At 66.4% G+C, this 14608-nt stretch carries 14 protein-coding genes and 1 pseudogene; 9 read left to right on the top strand and 6 right to left on the bottom strand.

The features are described 5' to 3' along the window. The first annotated feature begins 57 nt into the window (after window positions 1-57). Complete coding sequence (locus tag OK015_RS18020; protein WP_268125047.1) at window positions 58-1620, top strand: alpha/beta hydrolase; 1563 nt, start codon at window positions 58-60, stop codon at window positions 1618-1620. A 26-nt stretch (window positions 1621-1646) separates the two neighbouring features. On the opposite strand, the gene OK015_RS18015 is transcribed toward OK015_RS18020, so the two are convergent. Together OK015_RS18015 and OK015_RS18010 are read right to left on the bottom strand one after the other, a co-directional pair. Continuing rightward, window positions 1647-1832, bottom strand: a complete 186-nt coding sequence (locus OK015_RS18015; RefSeq protein ID WP_268125045.1) for a hypothetical protein — start codon at window positions 1830-1832, stop codon at window positions 1647-1649. Between the two features lie 123 nt (window positions 1833-1955). Then, window positions 1956-2153 carry a hypothetical protein gene (locus tag OK015_RS18010; protein ID WP_268125043.1) on the bottom strand — a complete coding sequence of 66 codons (198 nt, stop codon included), beginning with the start codon at window positions 2151-2153 and terminating at the stop codon, window positions 1956-1958. Window positions 2154-2680: 527 nt separating this feature from the next. Here OK015_RS18010 and glnA (OK015_RS18005) point away from each other — a divergent pair. From glnA (OK015_RS18005) to OK015_RS17975, 7 genes and pseudogenes are all read left to right on the top strand, one after another. Continuing rightward, the gene (gene glnA, locus OK015_RS18005) at window positions 2681-4021 is read left to right on the top strand and encodes a type I glutamate--ammonia ligase (RefSeq protein ID WP_268125041.1); all 1341 of its coding nucleotides are present in this window, start codon (window positions 2681-2683) and stop codon (window positions 4019-4021) included. Window positions 4022-4072: 51 nt separating this feature from the next. After that, window positions 4073-7057 carry a bifunctional [glutamine synthetase] adenylyltransferase/[glutamine synthetase]-adenylyl-L-tyrosine phosphorylase gene (locus OK015_RS18000; RefSeq protein WP_268125039.1) on the top strand — a complete coding sequence of 995 codons (2985 nt, stop codon included), beginning with the start codon at window positions 4073-4075 and terminating at the stop codon, window positions 7055-7057. Further along, a complete protein-coding gene (locus OK015_RS17995; RefSeq protein ID WP_268125037.1) occupies window positions 7054-7698 on the top strand; it encodes a PaaI family thioesterase in 645 nt (214 codons plus the stop codon). Before OK015_RS18000 ends, OK015_RS17995 begins: the two co-directional genes overlap by 4 nt. After that, window positions 7695-8555, top strand: coding sequence for a TIGR03619 family F420-dependent LLM class oxidoreductase (locus OK015_RS17990; protein ID WP_268125035.1), 861 nt, complete (start codon window positions 7695-7697; stop codon window positions 8553-8555). Before OK015_RS17995 ends, OK015_RS17990 begins: the two co-directional genes overlap by 4 nt. Before the next feature lie 33 nt (window positions 8556-8588). Beyond that, on the top strand, window positions 8589-8810 hold the full coding sequence (locus OK015_RS17985; RefSeq protein WP_268125033.1) for a hypothetical protein: 222 nt from the start codon (window positions 8589-8591) through the stop codon (window positions 8808-8810). Between the two features lie 37 nt (window positions 8811-8847). Continuing rightward, on the top strand, window positions 8848-9351 hold the full coding sequence (locus OK015_RS17980) for a hypothetical protein (RefSeq protein WP_268125031.1): 504 nt from the start codon (window positions 8848-8850) through the stop codon (window positions 9349-9351). A gap of 499 nt (window positions 9352-9850) precedes the next feature. Continuing rightward, window positions 9851-10060, top strand: a pseudogene (locus tag OK015_RS17975) (site-specific integrase); the annotation flags it as partial. A gap of 36 nt (window positions 10061-10096) precedes the next feature. Here the strand turns inward: OK015_RS17975 and glnA (OK015_RS17970) are convergent. Then, the gene (gene glnA, locus OK015_RS17970; RefSeq protein ID WP_268125029.1) at window positions 10097-11533 is read right to left on the bottom strand and encodes a type I glutamate--ammonia ligase; all 1437 of its coding nucleotides are present in this window, start codon (window positions 11531-11533) and stop codon (window positions 10097-10099) included. A gap of 218 nt (window positions 11534-11751) precedes the next feature. Between glnA (OK015_RS17970) and OK015_RS17965 the strand changes: the two genes are divergently transcribed. After that, a complete protein-coding gene (locus tag OK015_RS17965; RefSeq protein ID WP_268125027.1) occupies window positions 11752-12168 on the top strand; it encodes an RDD family protein in 417 nt (138 codons plus the stop codon). A gap of 6 nt (window positions 12169-12174) precedes the next feature. On the opposite strand, the gene OK015_RS17960 is transcribed toward OK015_RS17965, so the two are convergent. The 3 genes from OK015_RS17960 to lipB are packed head-to-tail and all read right to left on the bottom strand — an operon-like array spanning window position 12175 to window position 14604. Beyond that, window positions 12175-12927: a DUF4191 domain-containing protein gene (locus tag OK015_RS17960; protein WP_268125025.1), complete on the bottom strand. Its 753-nt coding sequence runs from the start codon at window positions 12925-12927 to the stop codon at window positions 12175-12177. A 43-nt stretch (window positions 12928-12970) separates the two neighbouring features. Next, window positions 12971-13909 carry a lipoyl synthase gene (gene lipA, locus OK015_RS17955; RefSeq protein ID WP_268125023.1) on the bottom strand — a complete coding sequence of 313 codons (939 nt, stop codon included), beginning with the start codon at window positions 13907-13909 and terminating at the stop codon, window positions 12971-12973. Beyond that, the gene (lipB, locus tag OK015_RS17950; protein ID WP_268125021.1) at window positions 13906-14604 is read right to left on the bottom strand and encodes a lipoyl(octanoyl) transferase LipB; all 699 of its coding nucleotides are present in this window, start codon (window positions 14602-14604) and stop codon (window positions 13906-13908) included. The genes lipA and lipB overlap by 4 nt, the downstream gene beginning before the upstream one ends. Window positions 14605-14608 lie beyond the last annotated feature (4 nt).

The following is a 14608-nucleotide window of genomic DNA, read 5'->3' as shown; positions in this document are numbered from 1 at the left end:
CCTCGAGATCAAGGCGTGACCGATTCGCGCCGTCACGGGTATTCGAAGCTGCCACGATTGACAGCCATGTCGCGCCTGAGATCGCTGAGCTCTGCGCTGCTGTCGTTAGGCCTGTTGCTCGCCGTGCAAACCGCACTGCCCAAGGCCGGCGCAACTCCCGAACCCGGTGCCGGTCAGACCCCGAGTCCGGCGCCGCCGGCCGCGGCGCCCCCGGTGACCTGGGGCAGTTGCAGCCAAGTTCTCACCGACAGCAGCGACGTCCCCACCGCACAGTGCACCACCGTGTCGGTTCCGGTTGACTACAACAATCCGACTGGGGCACAAGCCAAGTTGGCGATGATCCGGGTGCCGGCCACCGGTCAGCGAATCGGTTCGTTGTTGATCAATCCGGGCGGGCCCGGCGGGTCGGCCGTTGACATGGTGGCCGGCCTGGCGCCCAACTTGCAGAACACCGACATCGCCCGCCACTTCGACCTGGTCGGGTTCGACCCGCGAGGCGTGGGCCACTCCACCCCGTCGCTGCGCTGCCGCACCGACGCCGAGTTCGACGCTTACCGGACCGAACCGATGGTGGATTACAGCCCGGCCGGTGTGGCACACATCGAGCAGATCTACCGGCAGTTGGCGCAGGAATGCGTGAGCCGGATGGGCAAAGACTTCTTGGCCAACGCCGGTACCGCGTCCGTCGCGCGCGACATGGATCTGGTGCGTCAGGCGCTGGGGGAGGAGCAGATCAACTACCTCGGCTTTAGCTATGGCACCGAGTTGGGGACGGCATACCTGGAACATTTCGCCGATCACGTGCGGACGATGGTGCTCGACGGCGCGATCGACCCGACCGTCGATCCGATCCAGGAGAACATCAGCCAAACCGCCGGATTCCAAACCGCTTTCAATGACTACGCCGCGGATTGCGCCCGCTCGCCGGCATGCCCGTTAGGCACCGACCCGGCTCAGTTCGTCAACCGCTATCACGCCCTGATCGATCCGCTCGTCGCCAAGCCGGGCCGCACGTCGGACCCGCGCGGCTTGAGCTACGCCGACGCGACCACCGGCACGATCAACGCTCTCTACACCCCGCAGCATTGGAAGTACCTGACGAGCGGTTTGCTCGGGTTGCAGCGCGGCAGTGACGCGGGCGACCTGCTGCTGCTCGCCGACGATTACCAGGGCCGCGACAAAAAGGGGCACTACGACAACGACCAGGACGCGTTCAACGGCGTGCGATGTGTCGATGCGCCGGCGCCGACGGATGCTGCGGCCTGGATCTCCGCCGACCAGCAGATCCGCCAGGCCGCGCCGTTCCTGAGCTACGGGCAGTTCACCGGCAACGCTCCGCGTGACCTGTGCGCACTGTGGCCGGTGCCGGCGACGTCGGGGCCGCACACCGCTCCGCAGATGGCGCCCGGCAAGGTGGTCGTCGTGTCCACGACGCACGACCCGGCAACCCCGTACCAGGCTGGAGTGAGCTTGGCTCGCCAGCTCGGTGCTCCGCTGGTCACGTTCGACGGAACTCAGCACACCGCGGTGTTAGGTGGGAATCCGTGCGTGGATGGCGCGATCATGCACTACTTCGTGACGGGCACGCCGCCGCCGGCGTCGTTACATTGTCAGCCCTGAATCGACCCGGCCTCCGCTGGGTCGAGTCAGCGAGCGTGAGCCTCTTGAATGCCCCGATTGATGCGCTCTTCGAGAGTGACGCCGTGCTCCGGGGCGAGCACTTGGCAGCTGCAGGTGAGCTGATTGAACGAGGGGTCCGCGTCGGCCGGCGCTGCAAACCCCATAGCGGCGCCGACAACGAGCGCGCCGCCGACCAAGATTTTGGTGATCACTTCTGCCCTCTCTGCTCGGGACTACTTGCCCCGATATCCAAGCTGACAGGTGACAGTGCGCCCGACCAGCGACGCGGCTCACCACAAACCGAATTCATACAAATGAGGCGCGCGCTCGACGGGTTACCTGGTAAGGGCGTCCTGCAGACCCTGATTGATCCGGTCGTCACGCGTCTGACCTGGGGCGGGAGGCGGCGTCTGGCAGCTGCAGGTGAGGTCGCTGAACGCGGGGTCGGCGACAACAGGAGCGGCCTGGCTCACGCCTTGCCCCATCGCGACACCGAGACCGATAGCTCCGACGGCTAGAAGTTTGACAATCACTTTCGGTACCTCCTGGTCATGCATCCTGCCGTGTGTAACTACCTTAACAGGTTACTTATTTCGGACCGGGAGCGGTAATCGCACGAGTCGGTTACAGGGTTGGCGCGCTGACGCGGCGAGCGCGCGGAAGCCGATGTTGCTCACTGCGTCCGACGGTACAGATCCGTCGCTGGACCAACACTGAGAAATCCGCGGAATTCGGCTTGTAGCTGCCCTTATGCTTGCCGGAGCGATCCTCGCCACCAAAGTCGGCGCTTTTGACGAGATTTGCTGTGGCAGCTCGGCGAGGTTCCTGGCGTCGCTCTCCAAACGCAATCCGGGCGTCGCGGAGCCCGGCCGATTTCGGGAGGGGATCGGGTCCCGGACCGATGCACCGACACGGTGACACGACGAAGCGGCGTCCCGGAATGCCGGGGCCCCGCGGGGCGGCGAACGGAGACGTTTGCGCTGGTGGCTGTAACAAGGGGTGCCCAGCACTAAGCACCCGTGTAACACGGAATTAACAGCAATTGCATAGTGTTCGCGATATGGATCGACAGAAGGAATTCGTCCTCCGCACGTTGGAGGAACGGGACATTCGCTTCGTCCGGCTCTGGTTCACAGATGTGCTCGGTTACCTCAAGTCGGTCGCCATCGCCCCGGCCGAACTCGAGGGCGCCTTTGAAGAAGGGATCGGCTTCGACGGATCCTCGATCGAGGGCTTCTCGCGGGTTTCGGAATCCGACACCGTGGCCAACCCCGACCCGTCGACCTTCCAGGTACTGCCCTGGGCCTCGCCCAGCGGCCATCACCATTCGGCGCGGATGTTCTGCGACATCACCATGCCGGACGGCTCGCCGTCCTGGGCCGATCCCCGGCACGTACTGCGCCGGCAGCTGCAGAAGGCCAACGACCTTGGCTTCTCCTGCTACGTGCACCCCGAAATCGAATTCTTCCTGCTGAAGCCCGGCCCCAACGACGGAACGCCGCCGGTGCCGGTCGACAACGCCGGCTACTTCGACCAGGCGATCCACGACTCCGCATCCAACTTCCGTCGGCACGCCATCGAGGCACTCGAATTCATGGGCATCTCCGTGGAGTTCAGCCACCACGAGGGCGCGCCCGGACAGCAGGAGATCGACCTGCGTTTCGCCGACGCGCTGTCGATGGCCGACAACGTGATGACGTTCCGTTACGTCATTAAAGAAGTCGCGATCGAAAATGGTGCGCGCGCGTCCTTCATGCCCAAGCCATTCGGTGAACACCCGGGCTCGGCCATGCACACCCATATGAGCCTGTTCGAGGGCGACGTCAACGCCTTCCACAGCCCCGACGACCCGCTGCAGCTCTCCGATGTCGGCAAGTCGTTCATCGCCGGGATCCTCGAGCACGCCTCGGAGATCAGCGCCGTCACCAACCAATGGGTCAACTCCTACAAGCGACTGGTGCATGGCGGCGAGGCGCCCACCGCGGCGTCGTGGGGCGCGGCCAACCGGTCCGCACTGGTGCGGGTGCCGATGTACACGCCGCACAAGACGTCGTCGCGGCGGATCGAAGTCCGCAGCCCCGACTCGGCGTGCAACCCCTACCTGGCGTTCGCCGTGCTGCTGGCCGCGGGACTGCGTGGGGTGGAGAAGGGCTACGTGCTGGGGCCACAGGCCGAGGACAACGTGTGGGACCTCACCCCCGAAGAGCGCCGCACGATGGGCTACCGCGAGCTGCCCACCAGCCTCGACAGCGCGCTGCACGCCATGGAGGCCTCCGAGCTCGTGGCGGAAGCCTTGGGGGAACACGTCTTTGACTTCTTCTTGCGCAATAAGCGCACCGAGTGGGCGAACTACCGCAGCCACGTCACGCCCTTCGAGCTGAGCACCTACCTATCGCTCTGACTCACACGGGTTGCCGGTTGCTCTGAGAGACAGCCGGGTTGCGCTACCGTTTTGGTCGTGACCCGACCCACGACTGAGCGCCCCAAGCTGCCCAGCGTCGGCCGGCTCGGGTTGATCGACCCGCCCGCGAGTGAGCGTCTGGCGCACCTGGGCTGGACAACTCACGACGACAAGGCACACGTCGACCTGTTGTGGGCGTTGTCGCGCGCACCCGATCCGGACGCCGCGCTACGAGCACTGGTTCGGCTCGCGGAGAATCCGGACACCGGGTGGGACGAGCTCAACGCCGCGCTGCTCAGTGAACGCGCCCTGCGCGGGCGACTGTTCTCGGTGCTGGGTTCGTCGCTGACCCTTGGCGACCATCTGGTCGCCAATCCGCAGTCGTGGAAGCTGCTGCGGGGCAAGGTCAAACTACCCACTCGCGACGAGCTGCACCAGGCGTTCATCGAGTGCGTCAATGACGCGTTGGCCGAGCCGAATTCGGTGGTGCCCCGGATGGGCACCCTGTACCGCGACCACCTGCTGGTGCTGGCGGCGCTCGACCTGGCCGCGACGGTCGAGGACGAGCCGGTGCTGCCGTTCACCGTGGTCGGCGCCCAGCTCGCGGACACCGCCGACGCGGTGCTGGCCGCTTCGCTGCGGGCGGCCGAGGCCACCGTGTGCGGCGACCGCACACCGCCGCGGCTGGCGGTCATCGCCATGGGCAAATGCGGTGCCCGCGAGTTGAACTACGTCAGCGACGTCGACATCATCTTCGTCGCCGAGCAGGCCGACGCGCTGTCCACCCGGGTGGCCACCGAGATGATGCGGGTGGCGTCGACCGCCTGCTTCCAAGTAGATGCCGGGCTGCGCCCGGAAGGCCGCAGCGGTGAGCTGGTCCGCACGGTCGAATCGCACGTCGCCTACTACAAGCGCTGGGCGAAAACCTGGGAGTTCCAGGCTTTGTTGAAAGCCCGGGCCGCCGTCGGTGATGCGGAACTCGGCAAGCGCTATCTGGGCGAGTTGATGCCGATGGTCTGGATCGCCTGCGAGCGTGCGGACTTCGTGGTCGAAGTGCAGGCCATGCGGCGCCGCGTCGAGCAGCTGGTGCCTTCCGAGGTACGCAACCGCGAACTCAAGCTCGGCAGCGGCGGATTGCGGGATGTGGAGTTCGCCGTACAGCTGCTGCAGTTGGTGCACGGCCGCGGCGACGAATCCCTGCATGTGGCGTCCACCGTCGATGCGCTGGCCGCGTTGGGCGCGGGCGGTTACGTCGGCCGCGAGGATGCCGCGAACCTGACCGCCTCCTATGAGTTTCTGCGACTGCTCGAGCACCGGCTGCAGCTGCAACGGCTCAAACGCACGCATCTGCTGCCGGAGGCCGACGACGAGGAGGCGGTGCGCTGGCTGGCGCGCGCGGCCCACATCCGTCCGGACGGCCGCCACGATGCGGCCGGGGTGCTGCGCGAGGAGCTCAAACACCAGAACGTGCGGGTGTCCCAGCTGCACGCCAAGCTCTTCTACCAGCCGCTGCTGGAGTCGATCGGGCCGCCGGGCCTGGAGATCTCGCACGGTATGACGTCGGAGGCCGCGGAGCGGCAGTTGGCCGCGCTGGGCTACGAGGGGCCGCAGACGGCGCTGAATCACATGTCGGCGTTGGTCAACCAGAGCGGTCGTCGCGGCCGGGTGCAGTCGGTGCTGCTGCCCAGGTTGCTGAACTGGATGTCGTACACGCCGGATCCCGACGCCGGGTTGCTGTATTACCGTCGCCTGTCCGAGGCGCTGGCCTCGGAATCCTGGTACCTGTCCACGCTGCGCGACAAGCCGGCGGTGGCCAGGCGGCTGATGAACGTGCTGGGAACCTCCGCGTACGTACCGGATCTGTTGATGCGCGCACCCAGGGTGATTCAGGATTACGGCGACGGCCCGGCGGGCCCGAAACTGCTCGAGACCGAGCCCGCGGTGGTGGCTCGCGCGCTGGTCGCGTCGGCGGCCCGGCATGCCGACCCGGTGCGGGCCATCGCCGGTGCCCGCACGCTGCGCCGCCGCGAGCTGGCCCGCATCGGTTCCGCGGACCTGCTCGGCATGCTCGAGGTGCGCGAAGTGTGCAAGGCGCTCACGTCGGTATGGGTTGCTGTGCTGCAGTCGGCGCTGGACGCGCTGACCCGCGCCAACCTCCCGGAAGACGGCCGTGCGCCCGCGACCATCGCGGTGATCGGCATGGGCAGGTTGGGCGGCGCCGAACTGGGCTACGGCTCCGACGCCGACGTGATGTTCGTCTGCGAACCGACCAGTGGCGTCGAAGATTCGGCCGCGGTCAAATGGGCGACGACGATCGCCGAGCAGGTTCGCACGCTGTTGGGAACGCCGAGCGTCGACCCGCCTCTGGAAGTGGACGCGAACCTGCGACCCGAGGGCCGCAGCGGCGCGCTGGTCCGCACCCTGGGGTCTTACGCCGCCTACTACGAACAGTGGGCACAGCCGTGGGAGATCCAGGCGCTGCTGCGCGCGCACGCGGTCGCCGGTGACGCGGAATTGGGTCAGCGGTTCTTGCTGATGGCAGACAAGACGCGTTACCCGGCCGACGGTGTTTCCGCCGAGGCGGTGCACGAGATCCGTCGAATGAAGGCCCGCGTCGAGTCCGAACGGTTGCCGCGCGGCGCCGACCCCAAAACCCACACCAAGCTGGGTCGCGGGGGATTGGCCGACATCGAGTGGACGGTGCAGCTGCTGCAATTGCAGCATGCGCACGAGATCCCGGCGCTGCACAACACCTCGACTCTGGAATCGCTCGACGTGATCGCCGAGACGGGGTTGGTCCCCGCGGACGAGGTGGATTTGCTGCGCCTGGCGTGGCTGACCGCCACGCGGGCCCGCAACGCTCTGGTGCTGGTCCGGGGCAAACCGACCGACCAGCTACCGGGGCCCGGACGCCAGCTCAGCGCGGTGGCGGTCGCCGCGGGCTGGCACAACGACGATGGAAGTGAGTTCTTGGACAACTATTTACGGGTGACACGACATGCAAAAGCAGTGGTGCACAAGGTGTTCGGGAGTTGAGTCAGGGCGCCGGCGCGTTCGACGCGGTGTTCGAGGTGCTCAGCGCGACAGAGGCCGATCGGGTGACGGGTCTCTACGCTCCGTTGGCCCACGCGGTCCGCGAACTCATCGACGCCACCATCCGGACCGAGGCCGACGACGACGTCGTCGACAAGGCGCGCACCGATATCGAGGCCGTCACCCGCCTGCTGCGCCAACGGACCAGGCCGGTCGGCGTGAGCTTTCGCGTCGACGATCGTCCGCTGCCGTTGGGCAACGCGGTGATCGGCGTGTGCAACCCGATCGCCCCGCCGCTCGTCGTCCAGCACGAGGGCGACGGTCGCTGCTGGAGCGAGTTCGTCCTCGGGTCGGCCTACGAGGGTCCGCCCGGCCGGGTGCACGGCGGGGTCAGCGCCCTGGTGCTCGACCACATGCTCGGCGAGGCGGCCAGCGAAGCACTGTCCAAGGCGCGCTTCACCGGAACCATCACCGTGAAGTACCTGCGCGGCACACCGTTGGGCCCGCTACGTTGCGATGCGTGGATCGACGGCGCAGAGGGCGTCAAAGTCTTTGCGCGGGGCACCATTTCGGACGCGAAAGGGGTTACCGTGGAGGCCGAAGGCATCTTCATCGAACCGGCATGGGCGCGGGACGGTCAATGAAGTTCTACATCAGCAGCGCGTTCCTGAACACCCGGGAGATCATCGAGATCGCCAAGGCCGCCGACGAACTCGGCTACGACGGCATCGGCATACCTGATCATGTGGTGAACCTGGAGACCCTCGACACGCCGTACCCGTACACCAAGGACGGGGAACGACGGTGGCAGCCGTTCACCGACTGGCCCGACCCGTGGGTGCTGGCCGGCGCGCTGGCCCAGGTCACCACCCGGCTGCGGTTCGTCAACACCGTCTACATCCCCGCCATGCGCAATCCCTACTCGGCGGCCAAAGCCATTGGTACTGCGGCGGTTTTGGCGTCCGGGCGGATCGAGCTCGGTATCGGAGTCGGCTGGTGCCGCGAGGAATTCGCGCTGATGGGTGAACAGTTCGATGCCCGTGGCAAGCGCACCGACGAGATGATCGAGTTGATGCGGGCGCTGTGGGCGCCGGGCTGGACGGAGTTCGACGGCGAGTTCTACCAGACGCCGCGGCTCGAGATGCAGCCGACTCCGCCGCCGATACCGGTCTACGTCGGCGGGCTCAGTGACGCCGCATTGCGCCGCGCTGCGCGCAACGACGGCTGGATCGGCGACCTGATCAAGTCCGAACGCGCCATCGAGGCGGTGGGCAAGCTGCGCGAGTTACGCACTGAAAAGGGTTTGACTATGCAGGATTTCACCATCCTGACCCCACTGACCGACGCCTTCACCACCGCCGACTACCGGCGTGTCGAGGATGCCGGTATCACCGGCATCATCACGATGCCGTGGATGTTCTACGCCGGGCCCGACGCCACACTGGACGACAAGATCGACGGCATGCAGCGCTTCCGCAAGGATCTCGCGCTCGACGGCTAGACGCCGGGTTGGGTCGCGGCCATACTCGAACGCATGCCCTTCACGGTTGTGTTCAGCAACGGCGATCCGCGCGATTACGGCGTTTTCGACAAGTACGAGGTCACGGATGCGGGCGTGTTGGTCATCGACATGCATCGCGAGGACGTCAAGCGGCACTACATCGCGCCCGGGAGCTGGCTCGAGATTGTCGATCTGGCCGACGGCCAGCCTGCCAGCGCGTCGCGAGGGATTCTTGCCGTGCGGCCCACTCGTTAGACCCGCCCGCAGACCCGAAGATCGTGTAAGGGGGAACGTGAGACAGCAAACGTACGTGTGGGCGGCCCTCGCAACGACCATCGGTATGGTCGGCGCCGCCTGCGGCAGTTCGCCAAGTCCGGGTATCGCGTCGGGCACCAGTACGACGAGTGCCAAGACGGTCACGACCACGGTGTCGCAAGCCACGACGACGTCGAATGCTCCCACGGATCTGCGGTCGCTGATTCCCACGCCGGCGAACACGCAGCGGACCGACGGCCCCGATTCCATTGCCGACAACGGCATCCATCTGCACTTCCTCGTCACCGGGTCGTCCAACGATGTGCTGGACGGCTACAAGACCGCGCTGGAAGGCGCGAGCTGGGTGGTGACCGTCGAGAGTTCGGGCGGCGGCGGGGGAGGCGGCGGCGCGACCTACACCGGTTCCAACGGCAATTCCTACGGCGTGTTCTCCGGCGGAGGCTACGGCGCCAGTACCGACATCGATGCCTGCGCGTGGCCGGCCAAGCCGGCCAACCCGAACTGCGGTCACCACCAGTAGGGGCGGCATGGGTACCAGCGCATTTTTCAGTGTTTGCTGTGTTGACAGCGGCGGAATGATCCTGGTCATTTGCGCGCTGTTCACGGCTTTGTTGCACAGTCGACGGGCAGCGTGGGTACCCGTCCGAAGAGGTCGATCGCATCGGCCCGATGCACTGGGCCAGGAACCCGATGCTTGCCACGGACGATTGATCGAGGTGAAGGACATGCGCACACGACCAATCATCGCTGCGGGATCGGCGCTAGTGGCCCTGGCGTTTGGTGCTGGAATCGCGCAGGCTGACCCGGACCCGAACGATCCCGGCGAAGAGCGCAACTGGCCCTGTGGATACACGTTCGGGCCAGTAAATACGCACGGACCGGTAGGAGAGATCCTAGCGTGGCGTTTCAACAGGCCGTGTCCGCCGCCGCCCGCACCGGCTGAATAACACTCACGGTCACGGCCAGCTCAAGGTTGACGGCAACGTCCAGGCCCATGCTCCTCGACGGCGTTCCGATAAGCGTCACTGCTGATCGCGTCAGGCGCAGACATCAAGACCGTGCAGGCACGGATGCGGCACGCCAGCGCACGCACGACCCTCGACACGTACGGGCACCTGTGGCCTGACAAAGACGAAACCACCCGCGCTGCAATCGGTGGTGTGATCGCGGCGCGGGTGGCGTCGTCCAGCGAGGATCCTGCGGGCGCTCTGCGGGCGAAACCGTCCTAATCGAACGGAAACACGTGGTCAGAGCTGGTTGCTGATCTATACGTCGTAGTACAGCGCGAACTCGTAGGGGTGCGGCCGGATTTGGACCGGCAGGATCTCGTTCTCGCGCTTGAAGCTGATCCACGTCTCGATCAGGTCGGGCGTGAAAACGCCTCCCTCGGTGAGGTATTCGTGGTCCTCTTCCAGCCGGTCGATCACCGCGGACAGCTGAACCGGTGCTTGCGGGATGTTGGCGGCCTCTTCCGGCGGCAGCTCGTAGAGGTCCTTGTCGACCGGTGCCTGCGGCTCGATCTTGTTCTTGATGCCGTCCAGGCCGGCCATCAACATGGCCGCGAACGCCAGGTACGGGTTGCCCGACGAGTCGGGGCAACGGAACTCCAGCCGCTTGGCCTTCGGGTTGCTGCCGGTAATCGGGATACGCACACACGCCGAGCGGTTGCGCTGGCTGTAGACCAGGTTGATCGGCGCCTCGAAGCCGGGAACCAGCCGCTTGTAGGAGTTCACCGTCGGGTTGGTGAAGGCCAGCAGCGACGGCGCGTGGTGCAGCAGGCCGCCGATGTAGTGGCGCGCGGTGTCCGACAGGCCGGCGTATCCGGTCTCGTCGTACATCAACGGGTTGCCGTCTTTCCACAGCGACTGGTGGGTGTGCATGCCGGAGCCGTTGTCACCGAACAGCGGCTTGGGCATGAACGTGACGGTCTTGCCGGCCTGCCACGCGGTGTTCTTGACGATGTACTTGTACAGCTGCATGTCGTCGGCCGCGTGCAGCAGCGTGTTGAACTTGTAGTTGATCTCGGCCTGACCGCCGGTGCCCACCTCGTGGTGCCCCTTCTCCAGGCTGAAGCCGGCCTTGATCAGGTTTTGCAGCATCCTGCCGCGCAGGTCGACATAGTGGTCGACCGGGGCAACCGGGAAGTAGCCACCCTTGGGGCGCACCTTGTAACCGCGGTTGGGGCTGCCGTCGTTCTCGGTCGGCTCACCGCTGTTCCACCAACCCGAGATCGCGTCCACCTCGTAGAACGAGCCGTTGGTGCGCGAATCGAAGCTCACCGAGTCGAAGATGTAGAACTCGGCCTCGGCGCCGAAGTAGGCGGTGTCGGCGACGCCCGTGCTCTTCAGGTAGTTCTCCGCCTTGCGGGCGACGTTGCGCGGGTCGCGCGAGTACGCCTCGAGGGTGAAGGGGTCGTGCACGAAGAAGTTGAGGTTCAGCGTCCGGGCTTCAGTGAACAGGTCGATCTGCGCGGTCGCCGGGTCGGGCAGCAGCAACATGTCCGACTCGTGAATTGACTGGAATCCGCGAATCGACGAGCCGTCGAAAGCCAAACCATCGTCGAAAACGCTCTGGTCGAAGAATGAAATCGGAATCGTGAAGTGCTGCATGATGCCGGGCAGGTCACAAAATCGAACATCGACAAATTCGACGTTCTCGTCCTTGGCGAGCTTGAAGACGTCGTCGGGCGTCTTTTCCGTCACTGAGTGCTCCTTTGCTTGATAATCCGCGGCCTGACGCTATGAAGATGATGTTGCCCGCCAATCAACCCCGTGTTGCGCGGAGGTTACGTGACCACGCGTCCCACAACTCGGAGTGGAGCAACGGCGGGATCTATTGTGAGGCCCATGGACCGCAAAAGCGTATCTGGTCGGCCTCGCGGACGCAGTAGCCCGTCCCGGCCCAACGCGCCGAGGGGTCGATGATGCCGGAATCGCGCCCGGCATACCCCGGCGAGACGCTGGGCTTGCCGCAGAGCGGGCCGGGATCGCTGGCGTCGATGGGACGCCGCCTGGCGGCGCTGATGGTGGACTGGCTGCTCGCCTATGGGCTGGCGGCGCTGGCGATGGCGTTCGGTCTCTTCTCCGAACGAGTGTTGTCGACGGCGGTGCTGGTGATCTGGTTCCTGCTCGGATTGGTGGCGGTGCGGCTGTACGGATTCACCCCCGGTCAGCTGGCGCTCGGCCTTGCGGTGGTGGCGCTGGACGGACGGCTGGGCCTCGGGCGGGTCGCGGCGCGCGGCCTGCTGGTCGCCCTGGTGGTCCCGGCGTTGTTCACCGACTGGGACGGGCGGGGTATCCAAGACCGGGTGACCAACACGGCCGTGGTACGGCGTTAGGGATCTCTACTTGCGGCGGACGGTGCGCTGCACGCCGCGCATCTTGCCCGAGTTGGGCAGCGGCCCCTTGGGCATGATGGCGGCACCCGCGCGTGACCCCAGCGCGGCCAGTCGCGACTCCAGCGCGTCCATTTGCTTGACGGTGATGTTGGCCGGAAGCCGGGTCAGGTGGCGCTCCAGCTTGGAGAGCGGGACCTCGCCGTCGCCGCTGCCGACGACGATGTCGTAGATCGGTATGTCGCCGACCAGCCGCGCGGTGCGCTTCTTCTCTTGGGCCAGTAGCGGTTTGACCCGGGTCGTCGACCCCTCGCCGACGAAGATGACGCCAGGGCGGCCAATCACCCGATGCACCGCGTCGAAGTGGCCGGTGGCCGCGACACCCGGAGTGACCCGCCACTTGCCGCGCAGGTTGTCCAGCACCCAGGCAGCCGCGCCGGTTTGCCCCTCGGCTTGGCGGTAGACCGACTTCTGGGCCCGGCGGCCGAAGATGATGAACGCCACCAGCAGACCAAGCACCACGCCGAGCGGGATCAGGGTGAACGTGGTGATTCCGCCGACCAGCACACCCACCGTGACCGAGACGGCCACGATCACAACGAACGCGCCGATCATGTAGGGGAGCAGGCGCTTATCCTGTTTGCGCTGCATGTTGAAGGCCTGCCACAGCTGGCCGCGGCGCTCCTTGGCCGCGGCCTTGCGGGCGGCCTGCGCCGCTGCCCGGGCGGCCTTGTTCTCGGCGGTGCTGCGGGATTTAGCCATAATCACTAAGAATACGTACGCGCGGTTGGCCGATGGCCCCGAGTTACCCCACGGCGTCCGAGGTGCGGCTGCGTACGGCTTGCTGATACAGCCGGCCGGCCCGGTACGACGAGCGCACCAGCGGCCCGGCCAGCACGCCCGCAAAGCCCAACCCCTCGGCGTGCTGCGCAAACTCGTCGAACTCCTCGGGTTTCACCCAGCGCTGCACCGGATGATGGCGCGCCGAGGGTCGCAGGTACTGGGTGATGGTGACGATGTCGCAGCCGGCGTCGTGCAGGTCGGCCAGGGCGGTGCGCACCTCGTCGGGTGTTTCGCCGAGGCCGAGAATCAGGTTGCTCTTGGTGACCAGCCCGACGTCGCGGGCTGCGGTGAGCACGCCCAGGCTGCGTTGATAAGTGAAGGCGGGGCGGATCCGCTTGAAGATGCGCGGGACCGTTTCGACGTTGTGCGCCAACACTTCTGGGCGCGACTCGAAGACTTCCGCAAGGCGGGCGGGCTCGCCGTTGAAGTCGGGGACCAGTAGCTCGACGCCGGTCGACGGGTTGAGCTCTTTGATCGCGCGCACGGTTTCGGCGTACAGCCACGCCCCGCCGTCCGGCAGGTCGTCGCGGGCGACGCCGGTGACGGTGGCGTAGCGCAACCCCATCGTCTGCACGCTTTCGGCGACGCGCCGGGGCTCGTCGCGGTCCAGCTCGGCGGGCTTACCGGTGTCGATCTGGCAGAAGTCGCAGCGGCGGGTGCACTGGTCACCGCCGATCAGGAAGGTTGCTTCCCGGTCTTCCCAGCATTCGAAGATGTTCGGGCAGCCGGCCTCTTCGCAGACGGTGTGCAGACCTTCCCGTCGGACCAGGCTTTTGAGCTCGGTGTACTCCGGCCCCATCCGGACCCGGGTCTTGATCCACGGTGGCTTGCGCTCGATCGGCGTCTGCGCGTTACGCACTTCCAGCCGCAGCAGTTTGCGGCCTTCGGGGACGACAGTCACATCGCTGATGCTACGCGGGCGGCGTCGTGTGCCCGCACCGGTAAGACACCGTCGAGGGCATCGCACACGGCCCCGGCGACGGCCGCGCGGACCTCGTCGACGGCGACGGTGCGCCCGAGTTCGGCCGACAGCGACGTCACCCCGGCGTCGGTGATGCCGCAGGGCACGATGGGGCTGAACGCGGCCAAGTCGCAGTCGCAGTTGAGCGCGAACCCGTGCAGCGCAGTCGAACGCGAGACTCGGACGCCGATCGCAGCGATCTTGCGCGCGGGCCTGCCGGGCAGCCAAACGCCGGAGCGGCCATCGACCCGGCCCACGTCCAGGCCCAGATCGCAACACACCTTGATCAGCGATTCCTCAAGGCGTCGAACATAATTCACCACATCGAGGGGTTCGGCCAGGCCGATGATCGGGTACCCGACCAGCTGCCCCGGACCGTGCCAGGTGATTTTGCCGCCGCGGTCGGTGTCGACGACGGGAATGCCTTGAAGGGATGGGTCCGGTCGTTCGTGCGGCTCGGTGCGCCGTCCGGCGGTGTAGACCGCGGGATGTTCCAGCAGCAGCAGGGTGTCGCTGCCGCCGGCGACCCTGGCGTCCGCCAGGTCACGCTGCAGCTGCCACGCGGTGCGATATTCGACCGCCCCCAATTGGCGGACCTCGATCGCGGTGGTGTGCGACCGGATGGAACCCCTCACGCTG

The organism is Mycobacterium sp. Aquia_216, assembly GCF_026723865.1.
GTDB lineage: Bacteria > Actinomycetota > Actinomycetes > Mycobacteriales > Mycobacteriaceae > Mycobacterium.
This window is presented reverse-complemented; position numbering and strand designations above follow the sequence as displayed.